General features: G+C 59.3%; 19 protein-coding genes. 12 read left to right on the top strand and 7 right to left on the bottom strand.

Annotated elements, in window-relative coordinates; all coding sequences use genetic code 11:
• Positions 1-7: 7 nt before the first annotated feature.
• Entirely contained in the window at positions 8-526 is a 519-nt protein-coding gene (locus IE116_RS14190; RefSeq protein ID WP_189613413.1) for a Csu type fimbrial protein, read from the bottom strand.
• 220 nt (positions 527-746) lie between these two features.
• Here IE116_RS14190 and IE116_RS14185 point away from each other — a divergent pair, with 220 nt between their 5' ends.
• Together IE116_RS14185 and IE116_RS14180 are read left to right on the top strand one after the other, a co-directional pair.
• Positions 747-1292, top strand: a complete 546-nt coding sequence (locus IE116_RS14185; protein ID WP_189613411.1) for a GGDEF domain-containing protein — start codon at positions 747-749, stop codon at positions 1290-1292.
• A gap of 431 nt (positions 1293-1723) precedes the next feature.
• The gene (locus IE116_RS14180) at positions 1724-3769 is read left to right on the top strand and encodes a GGDEF domain-containing phosphodiesterase (RefSeq protein WP_189613409.1); all 2046 of its coding nucleotides are present in this window, start codon (positions 1724-1726) and stop codon (positions 3767-3769) included.
• 241 nt (positions 3770-4010) lie between these two features.
• Here the strand turns inward: IE116_RS14180 and IE116_RS14170 are convergent, their stop codons facing one another.
• A complete protein-coding gene (locus IE116_RS14170; protein ID WP_189613406.1) occupies positions 4011-4754 on the bottom strand; it encodes an SDR family NAD(P)-dependent oxidoreductase in 744 nt (247 codons plus the stop codon).
• A gap of 132 nt (positions 4755-4886) precedes the next feature.
• Between IE116_RS14170 and IE116_RS14165 the strand changes: the two genes are divergently transcribed.
• Both IE116_RS14165 and IE116_RS14160 read left to right on the top strand, forming a co-directional pair.
• Positions 4887-5510 carry a TetR/AcrR family transcriptional regulator gene (locus tag IE116_RS14165; RefSeq protein ID WP_229828172.1) on the top strand — a complete coding sequence of 208 codons (624 nt, stop codon included), beginning with the start codon at positions 4887-4889 and terminating at the stop codon, positions 5508-5510.
• 12 nt (positions 5511-5522) lie between these two features.
• Positions 5523-5918 (top strand): VOC family protein, encoded by a 396-nt coding sequence (locus IE116_RS14160; RefSeq protein WP_189613404.1) that lies wholly within the window; start codon positions 5523-5525, stop codon positions 5916-5918.
• 37 nt (positions 5919-5955) lie between these two features.
• On the opposite strand, the gene IE116_RS14155 is transcribed toward IE116_RS14160, so the two are convergent.
• The gene (locus tag IE116_RS14155) at positions 5956-6702 is read right to left on the bottom strand and encodes an SDR family NAD(P)-dependent oxidoreductase (protein WP_189613402.1); all 747 of its coding nucleotides are present in this window, start codon (positions 6700-6702) and stop codon (positions 5956-5958) included.
• Between the two features lie 129 nt (positions 6703-6831).
• On the opposite strand from IE116_RS14155, the gene IE116_RS14150 reads away from it, so the two are divergent.
• The 3 genes from IE116_RS14150 to IE116_RS14140 all read left to right on the top strand — a co-directional run bounded on the left by IE116_RS14150 (position 6832) and on the right by IE116_RS14140 (position 8858).
• Positions 6832-7452 carry a TetR/AcrR family transcriptional regulator gene (locus IE116_RS14150; protein ID WP_189613399.1) on the top strand — a complete coding sequence of 207 codons (621 nt, stop codon included), beginning with the start codon at positions 6832-6834 and terminating at the stop codon, positions 7450-7452.
• Positions 7453-7632: 180 nt separating this feature from the next.
• Positions 7633-8133, top strand: a complete 501-nt coding sequence (locus IE116_RS14145) for a nuclear transport factor 2 family protein (protein ID WP_229828171.1) — start codon at positions 7633-7635, stop codon at positions 8131-8133.
• Positions 8130-8858 carry an SDR family oxidoreductase gene (locus IE116_RS14140; protein WP_189613396.1) on the top strand — a complete coding sequence of 243 codons (729 nt, stop codon included), beginning with the start codon at positions 8130-8132 and terminating at the stop codon, positions 8856-8858. The genes IE116_RS14145 and IE116_RS14140 overlap by 4 nt, the downstream gene beginning before the upstream one ends.
• A gap of 150 nt (positions 8859-9008) precedes the next feature.
• Here IE116_RS14140 and IE116_RS14135 read toward each other — a convergent pair whose 3' ends face one another.
• Positions 9009-9410, bottom strand: a complete 402-nt coding sequence (locus IE116_RS14135; protein ID WP_189613394.1) for a VOC family protein — start codon at positions 9408-9410, stop codon at positions 9009-9011.
• Positions 9411-9426: 16 nt separating this feature from the next.
• Entirely contained in the window at positions 9427-10170 is a 744-nt protein-coding gene (locus IE116_RS14130) for an SDR family NAD(P)-dependent oxidoreductase (protein WP_189613392.1), read from the bottom strand.
• Between the two features lie 135 nt (positions 10171-10305).
• On the opposite strand from IE116_RS14130, the gene IE116_RS14125 reads away from it, so the two are divergent.
• The 4 genes from IE116_RS14125 (at position 10306) to IE116_RS26075 (ending at position 13959) form a co-directional block, all read left to right on the top strand.
• On the top strand, positions 10306-11202 hold the full coding sequence (locus tag IE116_RS14125) for an AraC family transcriptional regulator (RefSeq protein ID WP_189613391.1): 897 nt from the start codon (positions 10306-10308) through the stop codon (positions 11200-11202).
• A gap of 169 nt (positions 11203-11371) precedes the next feature.
• On the top strand, positions 11372-12784 hold the full coding sequence (locus tag IE116_RS14120; protein WP_189613389.1) for a cytochrome ubiquinol oxidase subunit I: 1413 nt from the start codon (positions 11372-11374) through the stop codon (positions 12782-12784).
• A 9-nt stretch (positions 12785-12793) separates the two neighbouring features.
• The gene (cydB, locus tag IE116_RS14115; RefSeq protein ID WP_189613388.1) at positions 12794-13798 is read left to right on the top strand and encodes a cytochrome d ubiquinol oxidase subunit II; all 1005 of its coding nucleotides are present in this window, start codon (positions 12794-12796) and stop codon (positions 13796-13798) included.
• The gene (locus IE116_RS26075) at positions 13795-13959 is read left to right on the top strand and encodes a DUF2474 domain-containing protein (protein WP_189613386.1); all 165 of its coding nucleotides are present in this window, start codon (positions 13795-13797) and stop codon (positions 13957-13959) included. The genes cydB and IE116_RS26075 overlap by 4 nt, the downstream gene beginning before the upstream one ends.
• Positions 13960-13989: 30 nt before the next feature.
• Here IE116_RS26075 and IE116_RS14105 read toward each other — a convergent pair whose 3' ends face one another.
• Complete coding sequence (locus IE116_RS14105) at positions 13990-17004, bottom strand: cation-translocating P-type ATPase (RefSeq protein ID WP_268249236.1); 3015 nt, start codon at positions 17002-17004, stop codon at positions 13990-13992.
• On the opposite strand from IE116_RS14105, the gene IE116_RS14100 reads away from it, so the two are divergent.
• Positions 17003-17215 carry a hypothetical protein gene (locus IE116_RS14100; protein ID WP_189613383.1) on the top strand — a complete coding sequence of 71 codons (213 nt, stop codon included), beginning with the start codon at positions 17003-17005 and terminating at the stop codon, positions 17213-17215. The two genes, IE116_RS14105 and IE116_RS14100, sit on opposite strands and share 2 nt — an antisense overlap.
• Positions 17216-17254: 39 nt before the next feature.
• Here the strand turns inward: IE116_RS14100 and IE116_RS14095 are convergent, their stop codons facing one another.
• Complete coding sequence (locus IE116_RS14095; RefSeq protein ID WP_189613381.1) at positions 17255-18763, bottom strand: DASS family sodium-coupled anion symporter; 1509 nt, start codon at positions 18761-18763, stop codon at positions 17255-17257.
• Positions 18764-19018 lie beyond the last annotated feature (255 nt).

Below are 19018 nucleotides of genomic sequence, written 5' to 3'. Positions count from 1 at the left end.
AAACACATCAGAACGTCACTGTAGCGACCACTGTGTCGGCATAGGTGCCAGCAGGCACGTTCTGATCAGCTGCGATCCGTCCGTAGACAGTCAAAATGGTGGCCGTGCCGGTACCGGTATGCGCGACGCCAGTCAAATTCTCCCAGACCGTTGCCATGGTCGCTTCAGTAGACAAAGAATAAGGCAGCAAGTTTGCGCCGCTGATCATCTGCCGTACCGGTACAGCGTCTGTCGATGGGCCAGTCGGATTAAGACCTTGGTTAAGTTTCACCACCGTGGCGGCGCCCAGCGTGCATGTCACCGTGACGCTGCCCGTCGTGTTGATCTCGGCCTTGGTCACAGCGTCATAGGCTCCAAAGGCAATTGGCGCGGTCGAAATCGCGCATGTGTTGGCGACTGTCGCGCCCACTGCCATGCTACTGGTGGCGTCTGCCGCGTAGGCATTCACGGCCGTCAGCGGCGCACCAAGCAGGAAAACCGATGACAGTGCGAGCTTGATCGCAGCAATTCTGAAATTCGCTTTCATAATATTTTCCGGCCAGTTAAGGCGTGTGGACTCGGGGTATTCCGAGTTTTACGGCCGCATTCCCGAATGGGAATTTGGCAATATTGCTGATTCACGCAACAGTAATTCACCGGAGTCAGGGAATTTTGATGAATGAACGTCCTTGGAGGTTTTCATCAATTACAGGAACGCCGATGACCCATTTAAGCAGGATTAAGCCTAGGGAGTAGTTTTATTTGGTGTGCGCAAAGCAACAGCTGTTTTGCAACGACGGATGGGAGCCGGTCTAGCGGCCGATCCAGGGTTTACCAGATGCGCGCACGGGCAGGCCTGCCCGATTCAGGCCCTGGCGCAGCACGTGATCAGTGTTTGCACGCGGTTTAATAAGCGCGCAACGTTGCCGTTCTTCGACCTCGACCAATTCAAGCAGATTAATGACACGTTTGGCCACGCCGAGGGAGACCGTGCGTTGATCCGCTTCGCGGGCATGCTGCTCGATGCATTCCGCGAGTCAGATGTGCTCGGACGTCTAGGCGGCGACGAATTTGTCGTTATGGTCGCGGCCGGTGAGCCGGGGACGATAGCGGCACCTCTTGCCCGTTTGCAGACTGCCATTGACCAATACAATGATGCGACGCAATCCGGCCCCACGTTGGCGTTTAGTTTTGGTTCCGTCGAGTTTGAACCGTCCTGCCATGCAATCGTCCAGGAATTACTAACTGCGGCAGATCGAAATATGTACAAACAGAAGCGCGGCAGGCGTCCCCGGACGCCAATCCAGCCATGACTTTCAAATGGACGAACTCGCCGTCCACTAGATTCTAAATATAATGCGGTCTTGCGACGTACCTCGAGATCGATTTAGTCATTGGCACGCGGGGCTAATGGTATTTGGAAACGATCTCTTTTCTCGGCAAAGGAGTGCTTGGCTTAAGGCCGTAATATACCGACAGGCGCATGTCTTTTTAGGGCTTCGTTACACATTAATGGCAGTGCGCCAGCCCGCGAATGCGATGATGTTAACGCTTGCCGAGCGCAGCGCATTTAACGGCAGTTAAGGCTGCCTTGAATAGTATTGCCTGTGACATATGCGACCGTCGTATTTTTCCTCATCGATTAGTCTTCGAATCGATTTTTATAGCGAGTCGAAGAACGAGCCGCGCGTATCTCACTGAAGCGCTCAGCCTGGTGCGCGGCCCGCAGCCAAGAGGAAACAAGGTGCAGCTTCCAGATGTCTCAGCCGCCCAGCAATTGGCGTTGCTAGACCGATTTGTCGAAGATAACGTCAGGGGTGTGGTGGTCACCGACGCGCGGCGCATCGACAATCCGGTCGTCTTCGTCAACCGCGCCTTCGAAGTCATTACCGGCTATACCAGTGCAGAGGTGGTCGGGAGAAATTGCCGCTTTCTGCAGAGCGGCGGGAGCGACCAACCGGGGTTGCTGTCATTGCGCGCCGCCCTGGCCGCTGGCACAGGCATCAAAGTGCTTTTGCTTAACTGTCGAAAAGACGGCGCTCCGTTTTTCAACGAACTTTCGCTCACGCCGATCCGTGATGAAAGCGGCATCCTTACCCACTTCTTGGGATCCATCGAAGACGTATCTGCTCGCGAAGCCGTCAAGAAAGCACTCGAGGTCGAGCATTCGCGCACACGTGCCCTTGTCGAAAGCATCAGCGACGCCTTCTTCTCCCTCGACGCGCATTGGCGCTTCACCTTCGTGAACGGGCAGGCGGAAAGACTCTTAGGCAGGCAGCGTGAACAGCTTCAGGGATTCAGTGTCTGGGACTCGTTCCCCGAGCTAAGCGACAGCGGATTTGGCCGTTCTTACCGGCAAGCGGTCGCATCAGGCTCACAGGGCGTCCACACGGAGTATTACGCGCCGCTCGACAAGTGGTTCGAAGCCCGCATCTACCCTACCGACAATGGGCTGACCGTACTCTTTCAGGACGTCACCGAGCGACAGACTCGCGAAAGCCGCAGGCGGTACGAGGCCGAGCATGACCGCCTCACTGGCCTGCCCAACCGAGCAGCTTTTTTGACGAAAGTTGCGCAAGTCATTACACCTGCTGTTGGCAACCGCTGCGCCTTTTGCGCCATTGCGTTTTTCGACCTTGACGAATTCAAGGAAGTGAACGATATGCTCGGACACGGGGCAGGTAACGACGTGCTCCAAAACGTCGCCCGACGTTTGCAGGCCTTTTGTGGATCAGAGCACTTGCTCGCACATATGAATGGCGACGAGTTTGCAGTCCTGTGGCGGTGTGCGGACGTCCGGAAGGCGTGCGCGTTGACCGAGGACCTGCTCGCGTGCATTGCACAGCCGATGCGCGTCTCCGACACGGACCTGTCGCTCGGAGCCAGTGCTGGCGTGGCCTGTTACCCAGACGCCGGCGCAAGTGTGGAAGACCTGCTGCGCCATGCCGAGACCGCGATGTACGAGGCAAAGGCAGCCGGTAAGTTTACGTTCCGCGCCTATCACGGTGACATCGCCGCACGCGCCGTGCACAAGCTTACGCTGCTGCGCGAGCTGTCCACGGCTTTGGAACACGGTGAGTTCTTTCTGGTGTTTCAGCCGCAAGTGTCGCTGCCCGACAGGCGCATAGTAGGAGGCGAGGCGTTGATCCGGTGGATGCATCCTGCCCGCGGTTTGATCATGCCATGCGCTTTCATCCCTATCGCCGAAGAGTTCAGCCATATCCTGCGTATTGGCGAATGGGTGGTCGATGCTGCGTGCCGTCAATTAGGTCTGTGGCTCCCTAGACTTTCTCCGGACTTCCGGCTGGCGGTGAACATTTCGGCGCGACACGTGATGGATCCATCACTGGCGGCTTTCATACAGCGGTGCCTGGAGCATTACGGCGTTCCCGGCCGGCACCTGGAGCTCGAACTGACCGAAGCATCGCTTGCTGCTGACGTTGTCAGCGTTGCCCGCAGCCTGGAGGCGGTGCGCGACATAGGTGTGAGTATTTCCGTCGATGATTTTGGCACCGGCTACTCCAACCTTCGCTATCTGCACCAGTTTCCGATTTCCACACTGAAAGTGGACCGCTCGTTTATCGAAGACCTGCCAGCGAACGTCGCGTCCGCAAAGATGGTTAATGCCATTATCGGGATCGCCCGGTCGCTTGGATTGAAGACGCTGGCGGAAGGCGTCGAAACGTCTGAGCAGCTTGCTTGTGTCGAAAGCCTCGGCTGCGATCTTTATCAGGGGTATGTCCTGAGCCGACCGGTATCAGCAGCGGACTTCGAGGTATTCTTGGATTAAGCGTGAGTCCTGTCGGCTATTTGCAGGCATTTTAGATTACGAAAACCTAAGGAACGGCAGCACGAGCTAGTCACGCAAGCAGTAGCGAACAAAAACAGGACCTGATCGAGCGAGACCGCAATTGGGCGCTGCCTGGTGATAACGCCTTGGTTGTTTGCATGTGGAGCACCATACAAGCTTGGCAGGCAGACGCCGTCGTCCGTCGTCTGGCAGGCAGACGCCGTCGTCCGTCGTTGTTCTGTTAAGCCTGGGAAGCGCCGCCATCGGCAAATAGTTCGACACCGTTGACGTAGCTCGACGCATCGCCGGCTAGAAACGCAGCCACCGAGGCGATCTCGTCTGGCTCGCCGATCCGTGCCAGCGGACTTTTTGCGTGTAGGAAGGCTAAACCCTCCTCCGCTTTGTCTCCGAAGGCCGCGCGCAGGGACTCGGTGTTCGTTGGGCCGGGGCTCAACATGTTGATGCGGATGCCTGATCCCTTGAGTTCGGTTATCCAGCTGCGCATCATGTTGCGTACCGCTGCTTTCGTACCGCCATAGATGCTCATAGTCGGCCCTGGATCAATGGACGCACTTGAACCAATGATCACCACGCTCGAACCGGGCGTCAGCAGGCTCAGTGCTCCCTGGATGGTTAAGACGACACCTTTCACATTGGTCGCGAACTGTTGGTCGATCTGTGCCTCGGTAATTTGGCCTAGCGGAGCATGAACCCCACCCCCCGCGTTGACAACGAGCACGTCAACTCGCCCAAAGCGACGCTGCACGCTTGCATATAACGCGTCCAGACTCGACGATTGACTCACGTCTGCAACGACCGCTGTAGCAGCGTCGCCAAGCACCGCCACAGCCTCGTCCAGCACGCCTTGCCGCCTTCCCGTGATCACGACGTGCGCTCCCTCGTTGGCCAGCCGCTTCGCAATGGCAAGCCCTATTCCGCTTCCGCCACCGGTGACAACTGCAATTTTCCCATTCAATGTAGACATTAGACACCTCGTGTTGTAGTGATCGCTACAGTAAGTTATAGTGATCGCTAAAGCAAGAGTGAATTGCACGAGCCTCACTTGTCTTTATAGTTGTTCATCGCTGACAGCCGAGTCACATTGAGAGATATCGCCGTGGATAAGAAGCCATCAACCTTGACGTCAAAAAGCGTCGGGAAATTCTCGGCCCGCCCGTCTCGGCGCGCCTTCGACCGCGATGCAGGGATAGCGATTGCAAAAGACCTGTTCCATGAGCGCGGCTATGACTCTGTCGGCGTCGCGGAGATCACTCGTGCCCTCGGCATCAATCCACCAAGTCTTTATGCCGCCTACGGCAGTAAAGCTGGCTTGTTCGGGCATTGCTTGGCAGCTTATGTAGAAGAAGCCAACCTGCCTGCGGACAAGATCCTGACGCCAGATCGCCAGGTGCCTGAGGCTATCAATGAATTGCTGCTGAATGCAGCGTTGCTATACACAAAGTCGGCGACGAAGCGCGGTTGCCTGGCAACCGAAGGAATGCGCGCTGACGATCCTCAGGCACGGGCACTGGCCACTGCGCACGGCAAGGCTGCCGCAGCTTTTATTGAGAATTACATTGCCCAAACGCATCCGACCCGGGCGCGAGAACTTGCCGACTTTGTGGTCACGATGCTGCAAGGGCTGTCTGCCGCTGCACGCGCCGGCTTATCCAAGCCTCGACTCGTTTCCGTAGCAAAGCTGGCGGGCCAAGGCTTCGAGACGTTGCTCCATACCCCCTGAAAGGCGAAACCCATGACTTTTCTTGATCACGTTGAATTTGCTGTGCGGGACATTGAAGCCTCTCGAAGCTTTTACGAACGGGCGCTCGCACCCCTGGATATCGTTCGCCTGATTACCGTTGGACCCGAGCGTACGCGGGCAGGTAGCACCCGTCACGGTTTTGGAAAGGACGGGTATCCGCGGCTGTGGATCCACGATAAGGAAAGGCCAGGCTCTGGAACCCATATTGCATTCGCCACAAAAAAGCGAGCGGTAGTCGACGCCTTCCACTCGGCAGCGCTGAGCGCCGGAGGCATAGACAACGGTCCACCCGGGATCCGGCCGCGCTATCACGCGGACTATTACGCGGCCTACGTACTGGATCCTGATGGCGTCAATGTAGAAGTGGTATGCCAGGAGCCTGCCTAACGCGAAGCGCACCAGAGGGCGCTCGCGCTTTCTAAGCTCAGATCTGTGAAGCGCCGCCGTCCACGAACAGCTCGACGCCATTGATATATGCAGCGGCATCGCTCGCCAGGAAGGCAACAGTGTGTGCGATGTCTTGTGGCACGCCGATCCGACCGACCGTGCTTTGTTCGGCTAACGATGCGAAGGCCGCGTCGGCTTGGTCGGGCGGGAAGAAGTTGTCGAGACCTTCTGTGCGAACCGGGCCCGGACTCACAACATTTATGCGGACGCCGCTGCCTTTGATTTCCTGGATCCAGGCGCGTACCAAGGCGCGTACTGCGGCTTTCGACGCGCCGTAGACACTCATGCCGGCTGGCGGATTGAACGAGGCTGTCGATCCGATAATCACAATGGCGCCGCCGGAAGCCATGAGCGGCAGCGCGCCTTGGACCGTGAAGATGACGCCTTTGACATTCGCGCCCAGCGTCTGGTCGACTTGCTGCTCGGTGATTTTGCCTAACGAGAGGATGGTGCCAGCGCCTGCGTTCGCCACAACCAGGTCGAGCCGCCCCGCGTCGCGCTGAACTGTTTGGTACAGCGTGTCGATGTCCTGGGTTTTCGTGAAGTCGACGACCCTACCGGATGCGTTGGGCCCTAGGGCCTGTACCGCTTTGTCGAGTTTTGCGATATCGCGCCCGGTGATGATGACTCGAGCACCCTGGTCAGCCAAGTGTCGTGCAATGCCGAAACCGATTCCGGACGATCCGCCAGTGACCAAGGCGATCTTGTTCTCAAAAAAAGACATGTCGAATTTCCCTATTCATATATAGCGATCGCTATATTAGCAGTCACTATATGGAGCACATGGCGCTAATGCAAGTACTATGTAGCGACCGTTAGCTTTCCAGAATCCATTTTTCGTGCCTTGCCCGTCATGACCCGCCAACCTGCTCCTGTGAAGACCCCTGCGCGCCAGCGCAAGCCTGCGTTCGATCGCGAGTGGGGAGTCGATGTTGCTGAGGCCTTGTTCCACACGCGGGGCTATGACGCAGTCGGAGTGGCCGAGTTGACGCAGGCCATGGACATCGTGCCGCCAAGCCTTTATGCGGCGTACGGGAGCAAGCTCGCGCTCTTTGAACGCGCCCTGATCAAGTACGCCACACGCAACTCGCTGCCGCTGGAGCAATTGCTCTCGGACAAGGGAACGCCCCCTGCGGTGCTGACCCGGTTGTTCGTGGCGGCGGCCCAGCACTACACGCAAGACCCGGTACGGCGCGGCTGCATGGTGACCGAGGCCATGCGGGCCGATGACGCGGAAGCGGCCGGCATTGCGACCGCGTTGGCGGCAAAAGGCAGTGACGCTATCCGGGCCTATATCGAGCAGTTTGTCTCAGGCGCTGATGCGGAGCGAATTGCCGACTATGTACTGCTAACGCTGCGTGGAATCTCGTCTTACGCGTGCCTGGGGTACTCGCAAGCCAAACTGGTCGAGTGCGCCAAGGTGGCAGGTCGGGCGCTGAGTGCCGAGTTCAAGGCTAGCAGCCGACCTAGGTAGCTTGGTCAGGTTGCCTTGCGTGGTGCACCTGAATTGGTCTCCACTTAGGCGGCTCCCTCTAAAGCCGCTTCCGACCTGGAATGTATCGACCGCTATATAAGTGTTGCGGTGCGCCGATCCGCGTGCAATGATGATTATAGCGATTGCTATATAACTTCTTGCGCCTCAGGAGCGACACCTATGACCGATATACGCACCAGCCTCGACCACGTTGAGCGCCTCACCGCGGAAAGTGCGATTCAACGCCTTCTATCCACGTACACCCATCGTCTCGATGGCGGCGACTTCGACGGAGTGGCTGAGCTGTTTCAGCACGCTGAAATGGATGTTCTGGGCAACGTTGTTTCCGGCCGCGACGGCGTCAGGGATTTCCTCGAGATGGGTCTCCAAGTTCATGCAGACGCGACGCCGCGGACCTGGCACACCTTGGCCAATGTCCTTGTAGACATTGCTCCAAGCGGCGACAAAGCGACCTCCGCGAGCTATTACACGGTGCATCAACAAACAGACGGCCTACGATTGCAGCCTATCTGCACGGGCAAGTATCTCGATGAATTCGAGCGGCAGGAAGGCCAATGGCGCTTTACCCGACGTGTGCTGACCCTGCATCTGGTTGGTGACCTCAGCGATCACGTCAAAGGGTCGAACGAAGAAGTCGTTTCGCGGAGCGCGAAGTCATGACGACAAAAAAGCAGGCCCTTGTCACCGGCGCAAACAAGGGGATCGGACTGGCCATCGCCAAGGGGCTCGCTGAAGCGGGCTTGTCCGTCTGGATGGCCGCTCGTGACGCGACCCGGGGTGCGCAGTCAGTCGAACGCTTGAGAAACGATGGGCTCGACGTGAGGTTGCTGGAGATGGACGTCGCGGACGACGCAAGTGTGCAGCGAGCCAGCGCGATCCTTGCGTCTGAGATCGATTCACTGGACGTGCTCATCAACAACGCAGGCATCATTCTGGACGCCGCGACGCCTCCGAGCCAAGCGGTAATGGCTGACATGAAGGCGGTTTTTGAGGTCAACGTATTCGGCCCCGTTCGCGTCACTCAAGCAGTGTTGCCGCTCCTCAAGGCATCGGGCGACGCTCGCGTGGTGATGATGAGTAGCGGGCTGGGTTCGCTGACGTTGATCAACGATCCAACGTCGATTTATTCGAGTGTGAACATGATCGGCTACACCGCTTCGAAAGTTGCCTTGAACGCCGTGGCAGTCTGCTTTGCAAGAGAACTGGAAGCGCTCGGCATCAAGGTCAACGCAGTCGAACCTGGGCATGTCCGAACCGACCTCAACGCGAATACCGGGTTCTTGACGCCTGCCGAAGGCGCGGCAACCGCCATAAAGATGGCGCTGATTGGGGCAGATGGGCCGACTGGCGGCTTTTTTGGCAGTCACGGCCGCCAGCCCTGGTGATACGTTCCAGGTGCAGCATGACAAGCGGCCTGGCGAGCCGCCGTCTCGTGATCCGGTCAGTGATCGATGATCCTGGCGCCTGCAATGGTCGCAGCAAAGACGCCGTAAGGCGGCCCACATAGCCGGTCGCGCCATAGATCAGAAGCCTGCTCATGATGCGTGCTGCCAATTCTTGTAGACGAATTCCAGGCTGTATCCATCCGGGTCCAAGACATTGGCCGCGTAGTAGTTTGGGTCGTAGTGCAACCTAGCGCCTGGCGCCCCGTTATCCGTGGCACCGTGCGACATAGCCACCGCATAGGCGGTATCGACCTCTTCCTTGCTGTGCGCAACGAAACCGACATGTACCGACCGACTGTCAACCAGGCCATTGCGCAGCCAGAAGAAAACCCGGCCATCGGCGCCATATCCTTTTAGATCGGGATGCCCAGGTGGGCCTTGCTTACCGTCGTAGTCAAGCCTTGCGGTGATGCCGACCGCGGGCAATGTCGCATCGTAGAAATTGATGGAACGTTCGACGTCGCGGACAGATATGAAAATATGGTCAAGCATGGCGGAAGCTCCTTGATCAGATGACATAGCCGCCCGCGACCTCGATGGTCTGGGCGTTTATCCATTGGCTTTCGTCGGCGAGCAGCATGGCAATGACACGACCGACGTCGTCCGGCTCGCCAACTTTGCCGAGCGCAGTTTGGGAAGCAAGCAGCGCTTCAAAATCGCTGGTCAGTCCACCGCCCAGTTCTGTACGGATTGCGCCCGGGGAAACGGCGTTGGCGCGGATGCGCCGTGATCCGAACTCCTTGGCCATGTATCGGGTCAGCACTTCGAGGCCGCCCTTCAATGCTGCATACGGTGCCACACCTGCGGTTGCGACACGTGTCGTCGCACTGGTCAAATTGACGATGCTTGCGCCATCGGTCATCAACGGCAGCAACGCCTGGGTCAGAAAGAAGGGGCCTTTCAGATGCACATTCATCAGACGGTCGAATTGGTCCTCTGTCACAGTGGAAATGGGGTTGTACAGTCCGAAGCCTGCGTTATTGACTAGACCGCTGATAGCCCCAAGGGACCAGGTGTCGATCAGCGCGCGCGCCACGTCAGCGCGAAATACCGGAAAGGTGGCTGGCGCGCTCACATCCAGCTTCAGTGCGACTGCCTTGCCTCCTTCCTCCGTGATACGTAGCACAACGCCTTCTGCCGCGGCGAGGTTGTCGTTGTAGGTAAGGATGACGCCCATTCCGCGACGGGCGCAGTGCAAGGCAGCACTGGCTCCGATGCCTCGGCTGCCGCCGGTGATGACGATAACGCTCATGTTTGCTCCGTGTTGCCTGAATAGGTGACCACGATAGGCGGCAGCCACATTTCGAGCCCGTACGATCCTGCCCAAAACTTGCCTGATCCTGCTTTTCTGCTTGTCGCGCTCCGTGCTTTGCGGTCAGATGTCGGCATGGACGACAAGCTGCATGAACTCAGACACCTCGCGAGCAGGGCTGGCAACGGACGCACGCCAACGGGCATCCCGCGTGTGGCGATGGTCCAGGGCGCGATTCCCGAACACGAGCTCGCTGCCGTCTATGACCCGATGGTCAATCTGATCCTGCAAGGCAGCAAATCGATGACGGTCGGCGATCAGACGCTTTACTACGATCCCGCCACGTACTTCGTGATGACGGTAGATTTGCCAGCCGTGGGCAATGTCAGGGCAGCGGCTTCGGGGGAGCCGTATCTTGCGGTTGCCCTGACGTTGACGCCTGAAGTGATTGCAACGGTCATCGCTGACCTGCCTGAAACAGCTCGGTCCAGCGACTCCGAAAGGCCGGGCTTCTGCGTGGCCGAACTCACACCGGAGTTGATGGATGCTTGGCTGCGTCTGCTGCGCCTGATGGACCACCCTGCGGACATCGACGCCCTGGCGCCCTTATACGAACGTGAGATCATCTACCGCGTCCTGCGTGGACCCCATGGGCAGATGCTGCGCGATATCGCGACTCCGGACAGCGCCATGGCACGCGTGAGCGCGGCGATCCAGTGGATACGTCGCGATTTCGCGCAGCCCCTGCGCATCGGTGCACTCGCCGACCGCGCGGCCATGAGCGTTTCCGCATTTCATCGGCATTTCAAGACGGTCACGGCGCTTAGTCCTCTGCAATATCAAAAGCGCATCCGCCTGCTGCGCGCGCGCACGCTGATCGTGACACGAAAGCGAAACGTGACGGCAGCAGCGTTCGAAGTCGGGTACGAAAGTGCCACGCAGTTCAGTCGTGAATACGCCCGTGTGTTTGGGCTGGCGCCGCACCAGGATGCAGCGCGACTACGGGGCGGTAAGTCAGTACAGAAAGGGTGACCCAGGCCACGAGCGTAACGATCCTGCGGTAATTGCATTCCATCGGCAACACATTCCCTCCCACCGGTTGCGCTTGCAGCTCTGTTGCTTGCCGCACAGACGCCGGCAGTCCACTGCGTCAAGCTTTGCGTCGAACGTCCTCACTCAGGACGTCAACCAAGGCTTCCCCATGTTCGAGCTTCCCGACGCACTGCTGCTGGCCCGTGTGCAGTTTGCGTTCACCATCAGTTTCCACTTCCTTTTTCCTGCCATCACCATCGGCCTGGCCAGTTATCTCGCGGTGCTCGAAGGCCTGTGGTTGAGGACGGGACGCGAGCACTACATGGATCTGTATCGCTACTGGATCAAGATCTTTGCGTTGGTGTTCGGCATGGGCGTGGTCTCGGGCATTGTCATGTCCTACCAGTTCGGCACCAATTGGGCGGTGTTTTCCGACAAGGCGGGACCGATCATCGGGCCACTGATGGCCTATGAGGTGCTGACAGCGTTCTTCCTGGAAGCCGGGTTTCTTGGGGTGATGCTGTTCGGGATGAAGCGCGTCGGAAAAGGCTTGCACTTCACGGCCACACTGATGGTGGCGCTAGGGACGTTCGTCTCGACCTTCTGGATCCTGTCGGTCAATAGCTGGATGCACACGCCCGCTGGATACACGATGAACGCGGCAGGCCAGTTCATTTCGGCAGGCAGCTGGCTGGCCATCATCTTCAACCCGAGCTTTCCGTACCGATTGGCGCACACCCTCTCGGCGGCCTATTTGACGACAGCCTTCATCGTTGGGGGCGTGGGCGCCTGGCACCTGCTGAAGGACAGCAGCAATCCACGCGCGCGTCTGATGTTCTCGATGGCCATGTGGATGGCCGCCATCTTCGCACCCCTGCAGATCATCCTCGGCGACATGCATGGCATCAACACGCTCGAGCATCAGCCGGTCAAGGTCATGGCCATGGAAGGCCACTTTCAGAGCCACCCCGACGGCGCGCCGCTGATCCTTTTCGGCATTCCGAACAGCGCCGAAAACCGGGTCGACTACGCAATCCAGATACCCAAAGCGTCTTCGCTCATCCTCAAACACGACAGGAATGCGCCGCTGGCCGGGCTGGATACCGTGCCAGAGGCTGACCGGCCGCCCGTTGGCATCGTCTTTTGGGCGTTTCGCGTCATGGTCGGCCTCGGGCTGCTAATGGCTGCCCTGGGGGGGGCCAGCCTTTGGGCCCGCGCGCGCGGCAGGTTGTATGAATGGAAATGGCTCCACCGCTTCGCGCTGGTGATGGGTCCCTCCGGACTGGTGGCAGTACTGGCGGGCTGGGTCACCACCGAAGTGGGCCGTCAACCCTGGACCATCCATGGTCTGATGCGCACCGTGGACTCTGCCTCACCCCTGGCGGCGCCCGCGGTTGCCGCCTCGTTGCTGGCTTTCGTGCTGGTGTACTTCGCCGTCTTTGGCGCGGGCATTCTCTACATTCTCAAACTCATGGCCAAGCCGCCTGTCCTTCATGAGTCGCCACCGCCCAACACGCCCGAGCGCGCCGCCGGCACCACGCCCGCCGTGGCAGTGCGGCCCGACCATCTGTCAACGGACTGACGACGACCTATGCAATTCGACCTCACCATCATCTGGGCCCTGCTCATCGTCACGGCCGTTTTTATCTACGTGGTGCTCGACGGCTTCGATCTGGGCATTGGCATCCTGTTCCGACGCTTTCCGGTCGGCCCCGAGCGCGACACGGCCATGAACAGCATTGCTCCTGTCTGGGATGGCAACGAGACCTGGCTGGTACTGGGCGGAGGCGGCCTGCTGGCGGCCTTTCCGCTGGCTTACGGGTTGATCTTCTCGGCCTTGTACGCGCCGATCATCGCCATGCTGCTGGCGCTCGTCTTTCGGGGTGTGGCGTTCGAGTTCCGCTGGCGGGACCCGGCCCATCGCGGTGTGTGGGATCTGGCGTTCAGCGGCGGCTCGTTGCTGGCGGCGTTCTCGCAGGGGGTCGTGCTCGGCGCGCTTCTGCAGGGCATTACGGTCAAGGACCGGGCCTATGCCGGCGGCTGGTGGGATTGGCTCACGCCATTCACGATGATCACCGGCGCCAGTGTCGTCATTGCCTACGCGTTGCTGGGCGCCACCTGGCTGGTGATGAAAACCGAAGGTCAATTGCAGCAGCAGGCCCGCGCCCTGGCATGGCCGCTGGGCGTCGCCGCGCTCGTCGCCATTGCTGCCGTGAGCGCCACAACGCCTTTTCTCAAGGCCAGCTATTTCGACAACTGGTTGCGTTGGCCCGACATGCTGGCCGTGGCGCCGGTGCCCGTGCTGGTGGCGCTTGCCAGCGTCGCCTTTGCGCGCACCCTGAAAGCCGGTCGCGAGGCTGCGCCGTTCCTTTTGACTCTCGGTATTTATTTCCTGTGCTTCACCGGTCTGTGCATCAGTGTCTTTCCCTACGTGGTGCCGGGTGCAGTCACGATATGGGAGGCAGCGACCGACCCGCAAAGCCAGGTATTCATGCTGTGGGGCATCGTCATTGTTCTACCCATGATTCTGGGCTACACGGCCTGGTCCTACTGGGTCTTTCGGGGCAAGGTGGATGCTGACGGGTACCACGCATGAAGTGGCCCGCGCTGCGCTGGCCCGCCATCGAGGCGCCGCAATCCGATCGTCCGCTGCCCCCCTGGCGGATCCGGCTGGCGTGGATGGCCGGGATCTGGGCGGGCAGCATCGGCGCCCTGTTGCTCGTGGCCTGGTTGATACGGCTGGTGCTGAAGACGTGACCGTCGCAGCCATCCGTGGCAGACGATTGTTCAAGGAACGGGTGGATGCTTGTGCTGCCACGCGCGCCACAATGCCTTCCTCAGCTCGTCGTACCACAGCACAACGCTTCCCATCGCGAAACATACTATCCATTGGTCCCACTGCAAAGGAACCGTGCCGAACGCAATATTCAATATCGGAACGTTGACGACCGCGACTTGAAGCGATGCGGACAGCAGCACCGTGCCCCAGAGCCAGGGGTTCACGAATGGGTGAGAAAACGCGCTGACCGTTTCCGAGCGTGCATTGAAGCAGTTGAACAGTTGGGCAAATACGAGCACGGTGAATCCTGCAGTGCGGGCGGTGTCCAAGTCGTGCGTGCCTTCGATCAGACCACCTGGCAGCAGCATATCGATTGTCGCCAGGGTGACTACTGCCATGACCGCGCCGATCTGAAGTACCCCTGACCACATCCGCGCATCGATCACGCGCTTGCCCAATCCGCGTGGCTTGCGCGCCATCAAGTCCGATGCGGGCGGATCAACGCCCATGGCCAGCGCAGGACCCGAGTCGGTGACCAGGTTGATCCATAGGATCTGCGTGGCAAGCAAGGGAAGAACGACATCGCCGCCGTGGCCCGTCAGGCCGATGACCCCGGCACCAACGACGCCAAGAAATACGGTAAGAAACTCACCCATGTTGGAAGACAGCAGGTAGCGCAAAACTTTCCGAATGCTGTCAAAGATGCCACGACCTTCCCGCACGGCTTGCACGATGGTCGCGAAGTTGTCATCAACCAGGATCATCTTGGCCGCCTGCTTGGTGACCTCGGTGCCCGTGATACCCATCGCTACACCGATATCGGCAGATTTCAACGCGGGTGCATCGTTGACCCCGTCGCCTGTCATTGCGACGACGTTGCCGTCGGCCTGAAGCGCATCCACGATACGCAGCTTGTGAGCCGGCGCCACGCGCGCAAATACCGATGTAGCGCGCACCGCCGCAGCAAAGGCATCGTCATCGAGAGCATCGATGTCGGCACCGGTGAGCGCAACGGCTCCGGCGTCCACGATGCCAAGATCGGCGGCAATTCGTGCAGCCGTTCGTGGGTGGTCCCCGGTGATCATGATGACCCGGATGCCCGCCCTGCGCGCCTCGGCAATCGCGACTACGGCCTCTGTGCGAGGCGGATCGATCATGCCAACGACACCCACGAATATGAGGTCGCGCTCCAGCAACTCCGTGTCGTCCTGGCTATCTGCCGTCGCCAACGGACGGTACGCCACGGCGAGGGTCCGCAGCGCCGCATCCGACAGCATGTCGACGTCGGCAAGCATTCGTGAACGCATCACGTCATCGAAGGCGACGACGTCCATCCCGACACGCGCACGACTGCACCTCTGCAGCAGAACGCCCGGTGCGCCTTTGGCGATCACGATCAGTTCGTCGCCGTGCTCGTGGTCCCGTTCGATCGTCGACATCATCTTGCGTTCGGACGTGAACGGATGCTCTGCGACCCGTTCGAAACGTGTGATCCGCCGCTCCGACACACCCAGTTTTTGTTCTGCGACCAGGAACGCAGCTTCCGTCGGATCACCCTCGATCTTCCACTCGCCGCCCGGGTCCTGCCGAAGGTGGGCGTTGCCGGCAAGACTTCCCCCGCTCAGGGCGACAATGTTCTCGATCCGAACCGCGCCCGGCGTCAGCACGCTGCCACGATGGTCGCCTTCCGCAAACTCGACCTGGCCTTCGGGCGCATAACCTACCCCGGTAATGCGGGTGCTTCCGCTCAGCGTCACGACGCGTTCGATGGTCATTTCGGCGCGGGTCAGCGTGCCGGTCTTGTCGGAGCAGATGATGGATGCGGAACCCAAGGTCTCCACCGACGACAGATTCTTGACGATGGCCTTGTGTCGTGCCATGCGTCGTACGCCTAGAGCCAGCACGACAGACAGGATGGCAGGCAGCCCCTCGGGCACGGCAGCAACGGCCAATGAGACACCCAGCAGCATCACGTCAACGAGGTCACGGGTGCTGTGAATATCAGAGATCAGCAGGATCGTGCCCATGACGACGAAGGCAATGATGACCACGGCGATTCCGAGCATGCGCCCGATGCTTTGCACCTCTTTTTCAAGCGGTGTCGGTTTGTCTTTGGTTGCTTCAAGCATCCGGGCAATCGAGCCCACCTGGGTGCGCATACCTGTAGCGGTGATCACCGCATGTCCCGTGCCCTGCGCCACGGAGGTACCTTTGAAGACCATGCACAAGCGGTCGCCAAGCGCTGCCGGCGCAATCAAGGTCGTGGTGTCTTTCAGGACGGACTCGCTTTCGCCGGTCAGCGATGCCTCCTGAATCCGTAACGATGCGGCTCGGACCAAGCGCGCGTCGGCCCCGACCACGTCTCCTTCGCCGAGTACCAGCAAGTCGCCCCGGACCAATTCCGCGCTCGGAACGCGCAGCGGTTGCCCGTCGCGGATGACGGCCGAGGAGGCCGTAGTCATCCGAGCCAATGCCGCCACCGCATCTTGCGCCTTGGCTTCCTGCAGATATCCTAGCCCGGCATTCAATAGCACGACCGCCAGGATCACGACAGCGTCGACCGGCCATCCTTCGCGGCCCTCAACCAGCCAGGCCGTCAAAGCGATGGCAATCGCTACCAGCAGCAGGTAAACCAAAGGGTTCTGGAACTGCGATAAGAGGCGGCGCCAGGTTGGTATGCGTAGTGCCGCGTGCAGTTCGTTGGGACCCTCTTCGGCCAGGCGTCTGGCGGCTTCGCCGGTCGTCAGTCCAACTGTCGCATTCCCAGCCATTTGAATGACGACATCATCGATGTCGAAGGTCGACGGGTCCTTGAGCACATCGTCATTCGTCGTGGCGGCCGGTGGAGTCTTGAAGTGGCCGACAGACTCAGGAGCTTGCCCCATGCCCTTAGCGGACAATGAGTACCGGGACAGTGCATCTTGCGAGAACTTGCGTAGCGACGGACCCGGCAGCGCGATCTGAAATCTTGAGGGCAGCTGTGATGACCGTGTAACCATGCTTCGGCCCAAGTAGATCTTCATGAGTTCCGATATAGGCGAGCATGCGTTCTGTGTAAGGACTGCCGTCGGCGGCGATCAGGATGTTCATGGTGTTCCTCCGGTATTATCGAAAGGTCAGATCGTGAAAAAAAATGCGCAGCACTGCGACGCGGCGTCATCGATCCACGATGACATCGATACCCTGCACGGTCTGTCTGCCAGCGCACAGAGCGGCCAAGGATCGGGTCTTTGATGTCCCCAATGGATTGCCCAACCTGTGCATTCTTGGCCCTTACCAGTATCCAAGCGCCTTCCACCAGAAACCTCCGACGACGGCGAAGATAAGGAGCTCGAGGACGCACATGACAAGACCGATGCCCCACCACTTTCCCATCGTGACGTAGCCGCTACCGAAGATGATGGGTGAGGTGCCTGTCGCGTAATGGGTCAGCGTCATCATGATGGCCGAGCCGGCAGTCATCATCAGCGCAAAGGGCACCCAATAGTCGGCGGGAATGATCTGGGTGCCAACGCCAAGGAAAGCGAGCATCATGGCGCTGATGTGCGCAGTGGTGCTGGCGAACAGGTAGTGAGAAAAGACAAACACGAGCACCAGAATGACTGCGATGAGTTCCCAGCCCAGACCGCTGGCAACCACAGCGTGATTCATGCCGGCCGAGAACCAGGCAATGACTCCCACCTTGTTCAATTGGTCGGCCATCATCACCAGCGCGCCGAACCACACGAGTGTGTCCCATGCGCTTTTCTCTGAAAGCACGTCATTCCAGTCGATGGTGCCCGTGATGATCAGAACGAACAGGCCGACAAAAGCCACTACGGTCGGATCCAGGGTAAAAGCGGTTCCGAACAGCATTGCCGGCACGTTCGCCCACAGCAAGAGCAGGAGGGCAAAGGTGCCCAGCATGACTTTTTCTTTGGATGCAAGCGGCCCCATCCTGGTCAGCTCTGCTTGCGCGATGGTGACTGCGTCAGGCGTCACCTTCAGTTGCGGCGGGGACAAGACGTAAAGGACCAGCGGCATGACAAGCAGGCAGATGAGCCCGGGTAACACCATGCATAAGGCCCATGTGGTCCATGAAAGCTGGAAGGTCTGGTTGGTCGCGCGGGCGATGTAATCCACGACGAGCGGATTGGGCGCCGTAGCAGTCAGGAACATTGCCGAGGTAATCGGATTGGCGTGGTAATTGACCAAGGCCAGGTAGGTACCCACCTTGCCCTGGGTTCCCTTGACCGGGTCGGAGTCGAACGCGGTGGCGATCGACTTCATGATGGGATGCACGATGCCGCCGCCGCGTGCCGTATTGCTGGGCGTGAAGGGGGCGAGGATCAGCTCGCAGATGGCCAATCCATAACCAATGCCCAAGGTCCTCTTGCCGAGCAGCGCAATAAATATCATGCCCACGCGATTGCCCAGGCCGGTCTTTCTCAAACCTCGGGAGATCAGTATGGCCACGACGATCAACCAGATCAACGGGTTCGAAAAGCTTGCAAGGGCGTCGGCGATGGCGCCCTTTGACGAGGTGGAGGTCACCTGCGACAGGGCGATGATGACGATTGCCATCATCGCCATCACCCCAATAGGCATCACCTTCAAAATGATGGCGACGATCGTGGTAAGAAATATCGCCACCAAGCCCCATGCCTTGGGCGTCAGGCCTTCGGGAGTGGGTACCAACAGCAGTGCAACCAACACGGCGGTAGCAACCAGCGCTGGCCCCAGCTTGAAAGGGACCGCCTTGCTGAAGTAGCCAAACATCGCTTTGATGCGTTCAAAAAGCATTTCTATCCTGGTAACGGGAATCGTTGCATTGCGGATGAGCCGGTCGCATTTCAACAACAGCGGCCGGATCGTTATCCATGACTGAGGTCTGAGGCCGAAGACCCTGCAGTCTGGTTTCGTAAGGCATCGGCCCCCAAGCAACCAGGAGGATCAAAGCAGGGCTGAATATAGGCGCGTCGCTTGGCGCCGTCGGTACGGTAGGCAACATAGCGAGTCCCATCCTCACATTGCGATGAAGAAGAGGAGATCGCCAAA

The sequence above is a fragment of the Pigmentiphaga litoralis genome (genome assembly GCF_014651835.1).
GTDB lineage: Bacteria > Pseudomonadota > Gammaproteobacteria > Burkholderiales > Burkholderiaceae_B > Pigmentiphaga > Pigmentiphaga litoralis.
The sequence above is the reverse complement of the archived record's forward strand: the minus strand, read 5'-3'. Positions and strand labels throughout refer to the sequence as shown.